21 protein-coding genes are annotated in these 15608 nt (G+C 61.0%); 4 read left to right on the top strand and 17 right to left on the bottom strand.

Annotation, left to right across the window (positions count from 1 at the left end; all coding sequences use genetic code 11):
* The first annotated feature begins 19 nt into the window (after positions 1-19).
* A complete protein-coding gene (locus tag P7F28_RS32620; RefSeq protein ID WP_277189416.1) occupies positions 20-310 on the top strand; it encodes a YciI family protein in 291 nt (96 codons plus the stop codon).
* Between the two features lie 34 nt (positions 311-344).
* Here P7F28_RS32620 and P7F28_RS32615 read toward each other — a convergent pair whose 3' ends face one another.
* Genes P7F28_RS32615 through P7F28_RS32595 form a run of 5 tightly spaced genes read right to left on the bottom strand, consistent with a single transcriptional unit; the run spans position 345 to position 4371 of the window.
* A complete protein-coding gene (locus P7F28_RS32615) occupies positions 345-935 on the bottom strand; it encodes an SCO family protein (protein ID WP_277189415.1) in 591 nt (196 codons plus the stop codon).
* Positions 932-1837, bottom strand: coding sequence for a heme o synthase (gene cyoE / locus P7F28_RS32610; RefSeq protein WP_277189414.1), 906 nt, complete (start codon positions 1835-1837; stop codon positions 932-934). Before cyoE ends, P7F28_RS32615 begins: the two co-directional genes overlap by 4 nt.
* A 12-nt stretch (positions 1838-1849) precedes the next feature.
* Complete coding sequence (locus P7F28_RS32605) at positions 1850-2959, bottom strand: heme A synthase (protein ID WP_277189413.1); 1110 nt, start codon at positions 2957-2959, stop codon at positions 1850-1852.
* Positions 2960-2984: 25 nt separating this feature from the next.
* A complete protein-coding gene (locus tag P7F28_RS32600) occupies positions 2985-3626 on the bottom strand; it encodes a cytochrome C oxidase subunit I (RefSeq protein ID WP_277189412.1) in 642 nt (213 codons plus the stop codon).
* 25 nt (positions 3627-3651) lie between these two features.
* The gene (locus tag P7F28_RS32595; RefSeq protein WP_277189411.1) at positions 3652-4371 is read right to left on the bottom strand and encodes an SURF1 family protein; all 720 of its coding nucleotides are present in this window, start codon (positions 4369-4371) and stop codon (positions 3652-3654) included.
* Between the two features lie 101 nt (positions 4372-4472).
* Between P7F28_RS32595 and P7F28_RS32590 the strand changes: the two genes are divergently transcribed.
* Positions 4473-4682 (top strand): twin transmembrane helix small protein, encoded by a 210-nt coding sequence (locus tag P7F28_RS32590; protein ID WP_277189410.1) that lies wholly within the window; start codon positions 4473-4475, stop codon positions 4680-4682.
* Between the two features lie 144 nt (positions 4683-4826).
* Here the strand turns inward: P7F28_RS32590 and P7F28_RS32585 are convergent, their stop codons facing one another.
* From P7F28_RS32585 to P7F28_RS32550, 8 genes are all read right to left on the bottom strand, one after another.
* Positions 4827-5684: a cytochrome c oxidase subunit 3 gene (locus tag P7F28_RS32585; protein WP_277189409.1), complete on the bottom strand. Its 858-nt coding sequence runs from the start codon at positions 5682-5684 to the stop codon at positions 4827-4829.
* Between the two features lie 74 nt (positions 5685-5758).
* Positions 5759-5962: a DUF2970 domain-containing protein gene (locus P7F28_RS32580; protein WP_277189525.1), complete on the bottom strand. Its 204-nt coding sequence runs from the start codon at positions 5960-5962 to the stop codon at positions 5759-5761.
* A 23-nt stretch (positions 5963-5985) separates the two neighbouring features.
* The gene (locus P7F28_RS32575) at positions 5986-6558 is read right to left on the bottom strand and encodes a cytochrome c oxidase assembly protein (RefSeq protein WP_277189408.1); all 573 of its coding nucleotides are present in this window, start codon (positions 6556-6558) and stop codon (positions 5986-5988) included.
* Positions 6559-6560: 2 nt separating this feature from the next.
* Entirely contained in the window at positions 6561-6701 is a 141-nt protein-coding gene (locus tag P7F28_RS32570; protein ID WP_277189407.1) for a cytochrome oxidase small assembly protein, read from the bottom strand.
* A 57-nt stretch (positions 6702-6758) separates the two neighbouring features.
* The gene (gene ctaD, locus P7F28_RS32565) at positions 6759-8372 is read right to left on the bottom strand and encodes a cytochrome c oxidase subunit I (protein ID WP_277189406.1); all 1614 of its coding nucleotides are present in this window, start codon (positions 8370-8372) and stop codon (positions 6759-6761) included.
* 98 nt (positions 8373-8470) lie between these two features.
* A complete protein-coding gene (gene coxB / locus P7F28_RS32560) occupies positions 8471-10078 on the bottom strand; it encodes a cytochrome c oxidase subunit II (RefSeq protein WP_277189405.1) in 1608 nt (535 codons plus the stop codon).
* 46 nt (positions 10079-10124) lie between these two features.
* Positions 10125-10598: a DUF2244 domain-containing protein gene (locus P7F28_RS32555; protein WP_277189403.1), complete on the bottom strand. Its 474-nt coding sequence runs from the start codon at positions 10596-10598 to the stop codon at positions 10125-10127.
* Positions 10599-10833: 235 nt separating this feature from the next.
* Complete coding sequence (locus P7F28_RS32550; RefSeq protein WP_277189402.1) at positions 10834-11814, bottom strand: methyltransferase domain-containing protein; 981 nt, start codon at positions 11812-11814, stop codon at positions 10834-10836.
* A 152-nt stretch (positions 11815-11966) separates the two neighbouring features.
* Here P7F28_RS32550 and P7F28_RS32545 point away from each other — a divergent pair, with 152 nt between their 5' ends.
* Together P7F28_RS32545 and trmL are read left to right on the top strand one after the other, a co-directional pair.
* Positions 11967-12740, top strand: coding sequence for a phosphoribosyltransferase family protein (locus P7F28_RS32545; protein WP_370467453.1), 774 nt, complete (start codon positions 11967-11969; stop codon positions 12738-12740).
* Between the two features lie 19 nt (positions 12741-12759).
* Complete coding sequence (gene trmL / locus P7F28_RS32540) at positions 12760-13230, top strand: tRNA (uridine(34)/cytosine(34)/5-carboxymethylaminomethyluridine(34)-2'-O)-methyltransferase TrmL (RefSeq protein WP_277189401.1); 471 nt, start codon at positions 12760-12762, stop codon at positions 13228-13230.
* 4 nt (positions 13231-13234) lie between these two features.
* Here trmL and P7F28_RS32535 read toward each other — a convergent pair whose 3' ends face one another.
* The 4 genes from P7F28_RS32535 to P7F28_RS32520 are packed head-to-tail and all read right to left on the bottom strand — an operon-like array spanning position 13235 to position 15490.
* A complete protein-coding gene (locus tag P7F28_RS32535; RefSeq protein ID WP_277189400.1) occupies positions 13235-14233 on the bottom strand; it encodes an NAD(P)H-dependent glycerol-3-phosphate dehydrogenase in 999 nt (332 codons plus the stop codon).
* Positions 14234-14273: 40 nt separating this feature from the next.
* Positions 14274-14744 carry a protein-export chaperone SecB gene (secB, locus tag P7F28_RS32530; RefSeq protein WP_277189399.1) on the bottom strand — a complete coding sequence of 157 codons (471 nt, stop codon included), beginning with the start codon at positions 14742-14744 and terminating at the stop codon, positions 14274-14276.
* 60 nt (positions 14745-14804) lie between these two features.
* Positions 14805-15065 carry a glutaredoxin 3 gene (grxC, locus tag P7F28_RS32525; RefSeq protein WP_277189398.1) on the bottom strand — a complete coding sequence of 87 codons (261 nt, stop codon included), beginning with the start codon at positions 15063-15065 and terminating at the stop codon, positions 14805-14807.
* The gene (locus tag P7F28_RS32520; protein ID WP_277189397.1) at positions 15062-15490 is read right to left on the bottom strand and encodes a rhodanese-like domain-containing protein; all 429 of its coding nucleotides are present in this window, start codon (positions 15488-15490) and stop codon (positions 15062-15064) included. Before P7F28_RS32520 ends, grxC begins: the two co-directional genes overlap by 4 nt.
* Positions 15491-15608: the final 118 nt, after the last annotated feature.

Here is a 15608-nt window from a genome sequence, read left to right as displayed (position 1 = left end):
CAGACAGAGGCACGCAAACATGTACGTGATCAACCTGCGATACACCGGCGCACTCGCCGAAATCGACGATGCGCTCGATGCACACCGCGACTTCCTGATCCGCTATTTCGAAGCGGGCGTGTTCGTGATGGCCGGACCGAAGATTCCGCGCGAAGGCGGCGTGATTATCGCGTCGGGAATCGAGCGGGACAGGCTGGACGCGATCATCGCGGAAGATCCGTTCGCGCAGCAGCAGCTCGCGCATTACGACATCACGGAATTCAAGGCGACGCGGTTAGCGCCAGGGTTGAATCTGCCGGAACCTTCGTAAAAGAAAAGCGGCCTGAAAAGGCCGCCTTTGAACATCAATCCGTCAGAATCTTGAGGTCGTGAACCCACGGTTCCACGCCCTGCCCGTCGCGTGCGAACAGTCGCAGCTTGCCGTCTTTATCGAAGACATAGCTCGCGGCGGTGTGGTCCATCGTGTAGTCGTCGGCGCTCTTGCCTGCGGACTTGGCGTAATAGACGCGGAAGTCTTTTGCCACTTGCGCCAATTGCGCGTCGTTCGCGGGACGCAATCCGACATACGACGGATTGAACGCTTGCACATATTGACCAAGCAATTGCGGCGTGTCGCGCGTCGGATCGACGGTGACCATCAGCACTTGAACGTCCTTCGACTTGTCGCCGAGCTTTTGCATGGCCTGGGACAGTTCGGCGAGCGTGGTCGGACATACATCCGGGCAATGCGTATACCCGAAGAACAAGACGACGGCCTTGCCCTTGTAGTCCGCGAGCGTGCGCGTCTTGCCGTTTGTATCCGGCAACGAAAAATCGCTGCCGAATTGCTTGTTGCCGGTGATGTCGAGATTCTTGAAGTCGGGCGCTTTATCGCAGGCGGCGAGGAGCATCGCGCAGGCGAACAACGCGAGCATGCGGCGAAGAACAATGGTCATGCGCCAATCACCGTACGCACGTAATGATCGACCAGCAGCGCGACGAACAGCAGCGACAGATACACGATCGAATAACGGAAAGCACTGCGCGCAAGCTCATCCGAGTAATTGCGATACAGCTTCCACGCGTAGCCGATAAACACGCCGCCCAACGCAATCGCGCTCACCAGATACACGATGCCGCTCATGCCCGAGATATACGGCATCAACGTGACCGCGAACAGCGCGATGGTGTACAGGAAGATGTTCAGCAGCGTGTACTTTTCGCCGTGCGTGACAGGCAGCATCGGCAGACCGGCGTTTTCGTAATCCTTGCGGCGATACAGCGCCAGCGCCCAGAAATGCGGCGGCGTCCACACGAAGATGATGAGCACGAGAATCCAGGCATCGCCGGGAACTGCGCCGGTGACGGCGGCCCAGCCGAGCGCAGGCGGCATCGCACCTGAAGCACCGCCGATCACGATGTTCTGCGGCGTGTAAGGCTTGAGCAGCAGTGTATAGATCACCGCGTAGCCAACGAAGGTGGCGATGGTCAGCCACATCGTCAGCGCGTTCGTGAACGTGTAAAGCGTCCACATGCCGATCCCGCCGAGCACGGCCGAGAAGATCAGAATCTGCGTCGGCGTAATCTGGCCGCGCGCGGACGGACGCCACGCGGTGCGGCGCATTTTGGCATCGACTTTCTGTTCGACCAGACAGTTGATGGCGAACGCCGCGCCCGCCAGCAACCAGATGCCGACCGCGCCGCCGATGAGTTTGTCCCACGGCACCATGCCGGGCGTGGACAGGAACATGCCGATAACGGCGCAGAACACGGCGAGTTGCGTGACGCGCGGCTTGGTCAGCGCCCAGTACTGAGCGGCGCGGCTTCCGAGAGGGGAATTGAGTGTCGTGCTATCCATGAGAGATTGGAGTCACGCTGAAACGACGTCGCGCGAAGGAACTGCGGCGCGGCCGGGACGGCTGGAGGAGATTCGAAAGTTTAGCATAACGAGTAGCAGCAACAGGATCGCGGCCCCGCCATTGTGCGCCACCGCGATCGGCAGCGGCCATTGCAGGACGATGTTGGAAAGACCTGTCAAAAATTGAATCACAATGACGAAGAGTACGCCGTTCGCGGGCTTGCGCAGCGAGTCGAAGCGCCGCAGCATGGCCGCGAGCCACAGCATGTAAAGCACCACCACGACCGCGAACGTGCGATGCGTCCAGTGGATCGCGACCAGCGCGTCTTGCGAAATCACATCGCCGTCGCCGGTCATGCCGAGCGCGCGCCACAAGTGGAAGCCGTGCTCGAAGTTCATCGGCGGAATCCACTGGCCATTGCAGAGCGGGAAGTCCGTGCAGGCAAGCACCGCGTAATTCGTGCTGACCCAGCCGCCGAGCGCAATCTGCACGACCAGCAGCACGAGGCCGAACACGGCGGCGGGCATCCAGCGCGCAGCGGCGGAATCGAGCGAGGGAATCGGCGTCATGCGGGCCGCGAGCCAGCCGAGTGCGCCGAGCAGCGCGAGTCCGAGCAAAAGATGCGTCGTGACGATGACCGGTTGCAGCTTGAGCGTGACGGTCCACGCGCCGAACGCGCCTTGCAGCACGATCAGCGCGAGAATGCCCGTCGGCCACCACGGCGAGACGTGCAGCGGACGCTTCTTGAAGCGCGCCGTCCACGCGATGATCACCTGCGCGATGATCAGCACGCCAATCGCCATCGCGAAATAGCGATGCAGCATTTCGATCCACGCTTTCGCCACGCTCACCGGGCCGGTCGGCATCGCCTGATACGCGGCGGCGATCTGCGCATGCGCGATAAACGGCGACGACGTGCCGTAACAGCCCGGCCAGTCGGGACAGCCGAGGCCGGAATCCGTCAGGCGCGTGAAGCCGCCGAACATAATGAGGTCGAGCGTGAGAAAGGTCGTCAGCCAGACGAGCTTGCGGAATTTGCCGTCATCGGCTTTCGCCCAGACGTAGGAGAGCGGCAGCAGCGCAATGCAAATGCCGATCAGCCCGAGTTGAATCAAAAACATGTTTCTTCTACCTTGAACCTGGATTTCAGCCGATGCGCGACCACTTCAGCAGCTTCGCCACATCCGCGTTGATCTTTTTGGGATCGGGATTCTTAGGGAAGCGCATCATCAAATTGCCATTCGGATCGACGAGAAAGATGTGATCCGTGAGTTTCGTGCCGTCATCGACCGGAAGCCACGACGCGATGGCTTTCGGATCCGCGACGAGCTTGCGCGTGTCCGGCTGCGGATACGCTTTCTCGATCACGTCCGACACGGGTTTATCGTCCGTACGCAGCCAGACGTTGACCACGCGCTCACGCTCGCCCGATTGCAGCACGCGCACCTGGCGCATGAAGTACAGGCGCGTCACGCATTGCTCGTCGCAGTCGCTGCCGTTGACGGTGACCATCAGCCATTTGCCTTCGAGCGACTTGAGCGGAATGCTCTGCCCTTTCTCATCCGTGACGACGAGTTGCGCGGGAATCGGCCGTTGCGGGTCGATCAGCGTGCCATAGCTGGACGTGCCGCCCGCGGGCTTGAACACGTAATACATCAAATACGATGCAATCACCGGCGCTGCACACACGAGCGCGAGCAGCACGAGCATCCAGCGTCCGCTGGTCCACGAGCCGGGTTTCGAATTACGTCGATTGCCGCGCGGCGCGGCGGGTTGCTGAGTTTGCATGAATTCGTTCTCTGGGCGTCGTTTTCTAGGCATGTGACGCGGCTTCGCCTTTCTTCGCGGCGCGGCGCGCAGCATACAGGCCGAAGCCGATCGCCGCCGCAGCCATGCCCCACCACTGAAACATGTAGCCGTAATTACGTTCGACGCCGAGCGTCGGCGCGGGCCAGTCGCGCACAAGTTTGTCGCCGGTATCGTTGGTCTGCTGAATCACGAAAGGCTGGAACGCGAGGCCGGTTTCGCGCGCGTAAGCCGCGACGTCGAGGTTCTGCCGAATTTCCTGATGCGCCGCCGATCCCCCGTGCCCCAATTCGAACGCCTGCGACGGATTGGCACGCGCGATGCCCTGCACATCGACGATACCTTTCGGCGTTGCATAAGGCTCGATGCCCGTGCGATCCGCGAGATTGCGCGGCAGCCATCCGCGATTCACCAGCACATAACCGCCGCCTTCGAGTTTAAGCGGCATCACGACATAAAAGCCCGGCTGATCGTTATACGGACGATTATCGAGATACACCACGCGTTCCGGCATAAGCTCGCCTCGCGCCTCCACGCGATGGAATTCGATCGACTTAAGCGGCAGCGGGTTCGCGCTCACACGCTGCGCGGGCGCGTTCTCGAAAGCCGTGATCTGCGCGTTCAGCGCTTCTTTCTGATGCGCTCGGTCGCGCTGCCAGAAGCCCAAGCGCACCGTCACCGCGACGACGATCAGAATCAGCAGCGTCGGCAGAAGGCGGATCTTCACGACGGCCGCTCCGTACGGGCGGTTGCATCGAGTGAGATAATGAGATGACTCAATTCAAAACTGCTCACGGTCATTCCTGAGCGAACACGCTGGCTGGTTTCATGCACATCTTCGTTGCTATCGCTTTCATCCTCATCCTCAGCAGTCTTGCGTCGGCGCTGTATTTCATGATGACCGACAAAGGCAAGACCAAGCGGATGGTCTGGTCGCTCGCCATGCGCGTCGGACTATCGATCTCGCTGTTCCTGTTCATCCTGTTCGCGCACTGGATGGGCTGGATTCAGACCAGCGGCATTCCCATTGGTCGATAAGCCCCGATTACGACGATAACGCGGAACAAAGGTTCGGCCCCGCCGCCTATTGTCGCGGCAGTTCTTACCGCCGCCGATTCTGCAAAAGCAAACGCCGCCCGGGCAACATCAGGGCGGCGTTTTTGCGCTCAGCGCGCGTATGACTTACAGCCAGTAGACGACGACGTACAGCCCGAGCCACACGACGTCGACAAAGTGCCAGTACCAGGCCGCGCCTTCGAACGCGAAGTGATGGTCCGCCGTGAAGTGACCGCGAATCATCCGGACCAGCACGACGGTCAGCATCGTGCCGCCGAGGAACACGTGGAAACCGTGGAAGCCGGTCAGCAGGAAGAACGTCGAGCCGTACACGCCCGACGACAGCGTGAGGTTCAGTTCGTTGTAGGCGTGGAAGTACTCGTACCCTTGGCAGAACAAGAAGATCAGACCGAGCAGCACGGTAGCCGCCAGCCAGATGATCGCTTTGTGACGATGGTTTTCACGCAGCGCATGGTGCGAAATCGTCAGCGTTACGCCCGAGGACAGCAGCAGCGCCGTATTGATAGTCGGCAGAGGCCACGGCACCATCGCGCGGAAATGCGGGACCAGCGCGGCGGGACCGTTGTTCGGCCACACGGCGGAGAAGTCCGGCCAAATCAGCTTGTAATCGAGGCTGCCGAGTTCGTGCAGCGCGATCTGACGCGCATAGAACAGCGCGCCGAAGAATGCCGCGAAGAACATCACTTCGGAGAAGATGAACCAGCTCATGCTCCACCGATACGACACGTCCACGCGCTTGCCATACATGCCGCCTTCGGACTCGGAAATCGCGTCGCCGAACCAGTGCCACAGCACGAACAGCAGGAACAGCACGCCGATCAGCGTACCGAACGGCCCCCACGTATGTCCGTTCACCCACGACGCCAGCGACGCCATCGCCAGCAGCAGGCCGGCCGCAGCCATGACCGGATGCCGCGACGGATGCGGCACGAAGTAATACGGGCTCTCGTTTTGACCGCTCATTGTTGATTCTCCACTTCGATCCAGTTACTTGAGTTTTCTTATCTCGCCGTTCAGTGAACGTCACGGCGATCCGTCTATCCCACCACCGCGCGCACGATCAACAGCAGCACGGCGATAAACAGCACCGCGCCGATCACGCCGGCCGCGATCAAATGCAGCGGCTTCAGTTGCGCGGCATCGCTTTCGAGATCTGCACGCCGCCGCACGCCGAAGAACGACCAGAAGACCGCCTTCACCAGTTTCAGGAAACCGCCCTTGTTCGGTGTTTCCGCGTTCATGGCGCTCATGTCCCTCTCTAACCTCACGATCCCTTGGCCACCGACTTCGGCGCATCCAGTTCGAAGAACGTGTACGACAGCGTGATCGTCTTCACATCCTTGGGCAGCTTCGGATCGACGACGAACACCACCGGCATGCGCTTCGTTTCGCCCGGCAACAGCGTCTGCTGCGTAAAGCAAAAGCATTCGATCTTCTTGAAGTACTCGGTGGCCTGCTTCGGCGCGTAACTCGGGATGGCCTGCGCCTTCACCGTGCGGTTCTGATCGTTGGTCACCTGGTACATCACCGTCATCACTTCACCGGGGTGAAGATCGAGATTCGACTGCTCCGGCTTGAACTCCAGCGCACCGCGCGCGTTTGCATCGAATTCGACGGAAATCGTGCGGCTCATGTCCACTTGCGTGTTCTTCGCCTCTTTCGCGCCGATATCCTTCTGCACCAGATTGTTGACGCCGGTAATCGAACAGATCGCGCGATACATCGGCACCAGTGCAAAGCCGAAGCCGAACATCATCAGCGCGACGACGAAGAGCTTCATGAGCATCGACCGGTTGAAGCTGCGGTCGATATGTGTTTCTTCCTGCTGAGTCGACACGTTTAACCTCTCGACAACAGGTATTGCCTGACGACGATACCCACAAAGAAAACGGCGGCAATCAACATCATGACGATTCCGAGCCGCTTGTTGCCCGCGCGGATTTCGTCGGGCGTGCGTCTTTTTGGTGGATTCGGGGCCATTCTTTCTGCTTTTCATTCGCGGGGCATTTCGAGTGAAACGCCCCGCGATATCAACAATTACTCAACCGTCGGCGGATTTTCGAAGGTATGGAACGGCGCCGGGCTCGGCACGGTCCATTCGAGACCTTCTGCGCCATCCCACGGCTTGTCGCTCGCCTTCTCAAGCTCGCCGCCACCGCGATACGTCGGCAGCGCCACCGCGAACAGGAAGTACACCTGCGCCAGACCAAAACCGAACGCGCCGATGGTCGCGATCTGGTTGAAGTCCGTGAACTGCGCCGGGTAGTCCGCATAACGACGCGGCATGCCTGCGAGACCCAGGAAGTGCATCGGGAAGAACGTGATGTTGAAGAAGATCATCGACGCCCAGAAGTGAATCTTCCCGCGCATTTCGTTGTACATCCAGCCGGTCCACTTCGGCGCCCAGTAGTACCACCCGGAGAACAGCGCGAACAGCGAACCCGCCACCAGCACGTAGTGGAAGTGCGCCACCACGTAATAAGTGCCGTGCATCTGGATATCGAGCGGGGCCATCGAAAGGATCAGGCCGGTGAAGCCGCCCATCGTAAACACGAACAGGAAGCCGATGGCGAACAGCATCGGCGTTTCGAAGCTGATCGCGCCGCGCCACATCGTGGCCACCCAGTTGAACACCTTCACGCCCGTCGGCACCGCGATCAGCATGGTCGCGTACATGAAGAACAGCTGGCCCGTCACCGGCATGCCGGTCGCGAACATGTGGTGCGCCCACACCATGAACGAGAGAATCGCGATCGATGCGGTTGCGTACACCATCGAGCTATAGCCGAACAGCGGCTTGCGCGAGAACGCCGGAATCACCTGCGACACGATCCCGAACGCCGGCAAGATCATGATGTACACCTCGGGGTGACCGAAGAACCAGAAGATATGCTGGTACATGACCGGATCGCCGCCGCCCGCTGCGTTGAAGAACGACGTGCCGAAGTGGCGATCGAACAGCACCATGGTGATCGCGCCTGCCAGAACCGGCATCACGGCGATCAGCAGGTACGCGGTGATTAGCCACGTCCACGCGAACATCGGCATCTTCATCAGCGTCATGCCGGGCGCGCGCATGTTCAGAATCGTCACGACGATATTGATACCGCCCATGATCGACGATGCACCCATCAAGTGGACCGCGAAAATCGCGAAGTCCATGCCCGGGCCCATCTGCGTGGAAAGCGGTGCGTAGAGCGTCCAGCCCGCAGCCGTCGCGCCGCCCGGCACGAAGAACGAGCCGACCAGCAGACACGCCGCCACCGGCAGCAGCCAGAAGCTGAAGTTGTTCATGCGCGCGAACGCCATGTCCGATGCGCCGACCTGCAGCGGCACCATCCAGTTCGCGAAGCCGACGAAGGCCGGCATGATCGCGCCGAACACCATGATCAGGCCGTGCATGGTGGTGAGCTGATTAAAGAACTCGGGGCGCATGATCTGCAGACCCGGCTCGAACAACTCGGCGCGAATGCCCAGCGCCATGACGCCGCCGGACAGGAACATGATGAACGAGAACAACAGGTACAGCGTACCGATGTCCTTGTGGTTGGTGGCGAACAGCCACCGGCGCCAACCTGTCGGCAACTCGTGCGCGTGGTCGTCGTGCGCGTGGTCGTGACCCGCGTGTACATCGTGTCCGATGCTAGACATGACAATGATCTCCTAAAGCAATACTCGAGGCACTTGGCTTTCCCACCCTGCTCTTCAGTTGCCCGATATCAGCGAATGAAGAGCGCGGGTGAGTCATGTCAAGCAGCCGGACTGATTTCGACGCGGCGTGCTTCCTTCGCATCCGTGCCGCCCGTGACGGACTCGGGCTTCTTCAGCACGATATGGTCTTCCGGAACGCCTGCTGCCTTCAGCGCGTCGCGCACGGCTTGCGCGCGGCGCTTGGCGAGATCGGCGTTCAGGTCGGCGTTGCCGGTCGCATCTGTGAAGCCCGACAGCGCGAGTTTCGCGTCCGGGTGGGCTTTCACATATGCGGCTGCGGCTTGAACTGCGGTGTTGGCATCGGCGGGCATGGCGTCTTTGCCTGTTTCGAAGTAGACGCTGGCGGGCAGCGTTGCTTCGGCCGCTGCCGGAGCCGATGCTGCCGCTGCCGGCGCACTGGCTTCGGCAGCCGGAGCCGATGCAGGCGCTTCCGCCGCCGCGCCCGCAGGCGCGCCGCCTGCCGGCATCTTTCCGGCGCGAGCATCGATGACTTGCTTCGGCTGAAGCATGTCGCCCGTGTGGTTGCTCCAGTGATTGCGCTCGAACGTCACGACAGACGCGATCTCGACATCGTTCAGCACGCCTTGCCACGCGGGCATTGCGCCCTTGCCGTGCAGCACGAGGCTCAGGTGATCGGCGATGGAACCGCTCGCGATCTTCGAACCGTCGATAGCCGGGAACGGGCCACCGCCCTTGCCGGTCGGCTGGTGGCAGACCGCGCAATTCGAGTTGTAGACCTTCTCGCCGCGCGCCATCAGTTCGGGCATGGTGTAAGTCTTGAGCGGATCGTCCGTCGATGCCGCCATTTTCTGCTTCTGGGCATCGACCCACTTCGCGTAGTCATCGGCGGACAAGACTTCGACGACGACCGGCATGTACGCGTGCTCCTTGCCGCACAGTTCCGTACAGAAGCCGCGATACGTCCCGACCTTCTCCGCCTTGAACCACGTGTCGCGCACGAAGCCGGGAATCGCATCCTGCTTCACGCCGAACGCGGGCACGTACCACGAGTGCACGACGTCGTTCGCGGTGGTTATGATGCGAACCTTCTTGTCGACCGGCACGACCAGCGGGTTGTCCACTTCCTGCAGATACAACTCGGAGATCGGCTTCTGGCCGTTGGTTTCGCTACGCGGCGTGGTCAGCGTCGAGAGAAAGTTGATGCCTTCGCCCGGACCCTTCACGTAGTCGTAGCCCCACTTCCACTGATAACCCGTGACCTTCACGGTGAGATCGGCGTTGCTGGTGTCCTTCATGGCGACCACGGCGCGCGTGGCCGGCAGCGCCATCAGAATGACGATGATGAACGGCACGATCGTCCAGATGATTTCGACCGTGGTGCTCTCATGGAAATTGGCGGGCTTGAAACCCTTCGACTTGCGATGCTTGACCAGCGAATAGAACATCACCCCGAACACGCCCAGGAAAATGACGGTACAGATGATGAGCATGAAGATATGGAGGCCGTAGAGCTCCTCGGCGATCTTCGTCACGGGCGGCTGGAAGTTGATCTCGTTGACAGCGGGACCGCCAGGAACGTCACTGGCCGCAAGGGCGACACCGGCGTTGAGCATTGCGCCCGCCGCCAGCACGCCCGAGAGGGCTCGCTTGATTGTTTTCATAGCATCCTTACCCAAAATTTCCATTCAATCCCTCGACCCCCGTGGACATCGTGCAGGCTGCCGGCTCCTCTCAAAGGCGTCTGAGCGACGCCTGCAACTCGGCAGCAAACTGTTTGCGACGATGCTGTGCAAGGTGTTGTCCGATTTTCACCGATTGCCCGCGCGATACGATCGTGAGCGGTTCTCTCGGTGTCGCGCCCGTTTCGACCCGCACCCAGCGCGGATTGAACTCGAACTGCGTCAATTCTTCGGCGTTCATCTGCTCGATCAACAACCGGTTTTGATACAGCCGGATTCGCTCGAAGTCGACGGCATGCCGCGCGTAGATCACGAACGCGACGCCGACCACGGTCAGCTCGATTCCGGTGAACGGCAGCACCAGCCAGGCGCCGTTCAGAAACAGCAAAGTTGCGATCACAGCCGAAACCAGCGCCAACGACAGATAAAACCCCACGAATTGCCGTGGCGAGACCGAGCAATTCCGCTTCATCAACCAGTCTTTGATGAGCGGCTCAGAATCTGTCAGCGTCTGGCTCACTTGCATCACAGCCTCCACCAATCCTCACAATTTCGCTCGGATTTTGCCCAAATTTGTGTCAGTTCGGGCGACAAACTGACGCATTATAGGCGGGATGGTTTGCATCCACAAGCAAGGGGCATAACAGCGCAAACCCATATGCCACAAGCTTCTGCGCCGATTTGACGCACCTTTTCGGGCGACTTTTAAGCGGAAATCTCTGACATAACAATCGCCCTCTTTCGGCCTTGCACGAAACCTTTCAGCGATTCCGTTTCGGGCCCCGGCCAATATCCTCCAGCCGGACGATGCCGTGCCCTTCGGCCGTCATGCGCGGCACCGCTTTCCATGCGTGGCCGTAAATCACTTCGAACGTCAGCGGGATAGTGCCGTCTTCACGACGCAGCGCGTCGAGCTTCTCGTGAACCGCGCCACGCAAGGCTTGCGCGTCGGCGGCGTGCGCGGGCGTCGCGCGCTCGAACGGGTACGCGCCCCAGCGCGTGACGTCCTTCAACAAAGATTCGGGAGACTTATACGTGATGGTGATGACTTCCTGATCCATCACCGGAATTTCGAAGCCGCTTTCCACCAGCATGTCACCGAGATCATGCATATCGACGAAGTCGATCGTGTGGGGATGCGGCGCGAGACCGAGCGTGCGTTCGGCTTCGCGGTACGCGGCGGCGAGTTCACGCAGCGTATCGGGACCGAAGGTGCTGAACATCAGCAGGCCGTTTACTTTGAGCACGCGCTGCCATTCGGGGAACACTGCGTCGGGGCTGGCGTGCCAGTGCAGCGCGAGATTCGACCACAGCAATTCGAACGCTTCCGATGCAAACGGCAGCGCCGAGAAATCCGCCTGCGCGAGTTGCGGGCCGCGCGCGCCGAAGGCTTTCGCGAGCGTCGATGGGAGGAAGCGTTTCCAGCCTGTGGTGCTTTCGGCATCGGCCGAATCGGCTAGGCTCGCGCGCTTGAGCATGGCGGACGAAATATCGACGCCGAGCACGGATGCTTCGGTGAATCGCTCGCGCAGACCGCTGAGATCGGAGCCTGCGCCGCATGCTGCATCGAGCACGCGCGTGGGCGCGACCTTGATGTACTCCAGCCGCTCCCGCATCCGCGACGCGATTTCGCGCGGCAGAAACGCGACCTCGTTGAAGTCGGCCGCACGACGGTCGAAGATCTCGCGCAGGCGGCGCGGATCATAGGCCGGTCGGCTAGTTTTGGGGGACGTGGAAGACATGGCGGTTTTTCGCGGAGAGTGCGAAGTATACTCGGTCGTCTCGAAATAAGCCTCTGTAACCGGCCGATACGACGCGAAAACAGCTTTATTCACGGCGTAAAGGTGCGGATTCGAGGCCTGGCATCATCACTTCAGCGGGACTCTCGAAGCACATGAAAGGCGTGAGCATCTCTTTACCGTTCGGCGCGCGCGGACGCGATCTCGCGGCGATGCTGAAGCGCGCCTTCGACATCGCGCTGCCTGGTCAGTGTGCGTTGTGCGGCAATGTGTCGCATGGTGTGTTGTGCGCTGGCTGCGATGCGCAGTACTGGAACGAGCCGCGTCTGCGCTGCGCGACGTGTGCGTTGCCGCTGCGCACGGAATACACGCGGCGCGATCGCGACGATGTGCGCTTGCACTGCACCGCGTGTCTCGAGAATCCGCCCGCATTCAACGACACGCTCGCGCTCGCCGACTATCGCGCGCCGCTCGATTTGCTGGCGGTGGAGTTGAAATTTCGCGGACGACTGGCAGCGGGCGCGGAGTTCGCGCGGCATCTGCACACCTTGTTCGAAGACAGCAATTTGCCGATGCCCGATGTCATCGCGCCCGTACCGTTATCGTCCAAACGGCTGATTGCGCGCGGATACAACCAGGCGTGGACAATTGCGCGTCCGCTTGCGCGTTTGCTCGGCACGCGCGCAAATGCGACGCTGGTCAAACGCGTGACGCATACCGCGCCGCAATCGAAGCTCGATATCGATACGCGCCGCCGCAACGTCGCCAACGCGTTTCAAGTGACTGAGGATGTGCGCGGCAAACACATCGGCATCGTCGATGATGTGATGACGTCAGGCGCTACACTCGATGCCCTTGCGCGCACGCTCAAGCTCGCGGGCGCGCGACGCGTCACGAATTTCGTGGCGCTGCGTACGCCTCAGGATTAACCGTCACAACGTCCTAATTATGTTCAACGTCGTACTCGTCGAGCCCGAAATTCCGCCGAACACCGGCAACGTCATTCGCCTGTGTGCGAACACCGGCGCGCGTCTGCATCTGATCGAACCGCTCGGCTTTCCGCTCGACGACGCCAAGTTGCGCCGCGCCGGACTCGATTACCACGAGTACGCCGAAATGAACGTGCATGCAGACTGGGACGCGTTTCTTGCCAGGGAAGCGCCGGACGCGAGCCGCATGTTCGCGTTCACCACGCGCGGGTCGTCGCCCTTCTTCGATCACGCGTTCAAGCCCGGCGACTGGTTCGTGTTCGGCGCGGAAACGCGCGGTTTATCGACAGAACTGCTCGATCGCTTTCCGAATGAGCAGCGCGTGCGATTGCCCATGCGTCCGGGCAATCGCAGTCTGAATCTGTCGAATACGGTGGCGATCGTGACGTTCGAAGCGTGGCGTCAGGCGGGCTTCGACGGCGGCGCTTAAAGGCTCACTCGGCTTTTGCGTCGCGGCTGAGCAGCGCCTGCACGGCATCGCGCGGTGCGACTTGGTCGAATAGCACGCGGCAAACGGCCTGCGTGATCGGCATTTCGATACCGCGCGATTGCGCGAGACCAAGCACGGCGCGCGCGCATCGCACGCCTTCCGCGACGTGGCCGAGCGCGGCGAGAATTTCATCGAGTGTGCGGCCGCTGGCGAGCTGAACGCCAACCGTGCGATTGCGCGAGAGATCGCCCGTCGCGGTGAGAATCAGATCGCCTAAACCGGTCAAGCCGGTGAACGTCTCCGCGCGTCCACCGAGCGCCACGCCGAGGCGCGACATTTCCGCGAGACCCCGCGTGATAAGCGCGGCGCGTGCGTTGAGACCGAGGCCGAGGCCATCGGAAATGCCGGTGGCAATCGCGAGCACGTTCTTCACCGCGCCGCCCACTTCCACGCCGATAACGTCATCGCCGGTATAGATACGCATTGCGCCGTGATGGAACGCGGCGACGGTCCGCACACCCAGTTCCGCCGATGCACTCGCCACCGTCAACGCCACCGGCAAACCCTGCCCCACTTCGCGTGCGAAGCTCGGACCCGACAACGTGCCGTTGCTGCGATGCATCGGCAATTCGGCGGCGACAACTTCGTTCGGCAAGCATTGCGTATCGGCTTCGAAGCCTTTGCACAACCAGACGATATGCGCGGGAACGATGCCCGCATCGCGCATGGTGCGGCACAGCGCGCGCAAGCCCGCGACCGGCGTGGCAACGACGCAGAGGGCATCGTCAGCAGCGGCGTGGCTCAAAGCGTGCGAGAGATCCGCATCGAACGAAAGCGCGCGCGGCAGCGCAACGCCCGGCAAATAGCGCGTGTTTTCGTGCGTACGGGAAAGAGATTCGATGAGCGCGCCATCGCGCGCCCAGAGCAACGTGTCGTGCCGCGTCGCGAGGTGCCCCGCCAAAGCGGTGCCCCACGCGCCGGCGCCGAGAACGGCTACTTTCATGCTCGGCTCCGGATTGGCAGAGTCAGACGGTTATCGACGCTCAGTGCGTCGCGCCGTTCGCCGCGCCTTCCTGCGCGCCCGACAACTGCGCGAGACGCTGTTCGTACAGCGCCTGGAAGTTGATTTCGGCGAGGTGGATCGGCGGGAAGCCGGCGCGCGTGATCGCATCGGCAATATTCGAACGGAGATACGGGAACAGAATGGTCGGGCATGCAATGCCGACGAGCGGGTCGATCTGTTCAGCCGGGATATTGCGGATGTCGAAAATGCCTGCTTGCTTGGCTTCGATCAGGAAAGCGACCTTGTCGTTGACCTTCGCCGTGACCGTGCCCGTGACCAGCACTTCGAAGACGCTCTCAGCCAGACGCTCGGCCTTCACATCGACTTCGACTTCGACCGACGGCATTTCCTGTTCGAGGAAGATGGCCGGCGAGTTCGGCTGCTCGAGCGACATATCCTTCAGGTAAATGCGCTGAATATTGAAAAACGGCTGGTTGTTCTCGTCGGACATAATGATTTCCTAGGTGATTCGGTTCTGCCGCCCGGTTTCCGGCCGGGCAGCCATTGCATTTCAGGCCGACTCGAGCAGCGGCACGAGACCGCCCTGGCGGTCGAGAGCCGAAAGATCGTCATAACCGCCCACATGCGTCTCGCCGATATAAACCTGCGGCACGGTGCGGCGGCCGGTGCGCGACATCATTTCCTCGCGACGCCCCGGTTCACGGTCGATCAAGACCTTTTCGATCGATTCGACCCCGCGCGACTTTAGTAGACGTTCGGCCATCTGGCAATACGGGCACACTTGCGTGCTGTACATCAAAACCTTTTTCACTTGACTGCTCCTTGTTTCACGACCGGCATACCTGCCTTTTGCCAGGCATCGACTCCGCCCTGCAAAACGTGAACCTCGGCGTAGCCCGCTTCGGTCACGGTGCGGCTGGCGCGCTGCGACTGTTGACCGGTCTGGCATACGAGCACGACCGGATTGCCCTTATTCTTGGCGATCTGGCCGATTTTTGCTTGAAGCTCCGCCGGCTCGATATTGCGCGCCTGCGGCAAGTGACCCGTCGCGAATTCCGCGGCGGGACGAAGGTCGATCACCACGGCATTGCGGCGATTGATGAGCGTCGTGGCCTCGGCAGCGGTGACGCCGCCGCGCCCGCCGCGCCGCGTAATGGCCGGCCACAGGAGCAGAAAGCCGGAAACGAGCGCAATGACGATGAGCGCGATATTCGTGTATTCAGTGAAAAACTTCACGTCGAGAGCCGCCGAAATGTAGAGGGAAGGGAGAAAAGGGAAATGAGAACAATCGCAACATTATAAAATAACCGTTTCCCGCGATGGCCTAGGCCATTCGGCCGATTGCGACGCTCCG

Origin of the sequence: Caballeronia sp. BR00000012568055 (assembly GCF_029439455.1) — a bacterium.
GTDB lineage: Bacteria > Pseudomonadota > Gammaproteobacteria > Burkholderiales > Burkholderiaceae > Caballeronia.
Note: the sequence above shows the minus strand (reverse complement) of the source record. Positions and strands in the feature narration are given on the sequence as shown.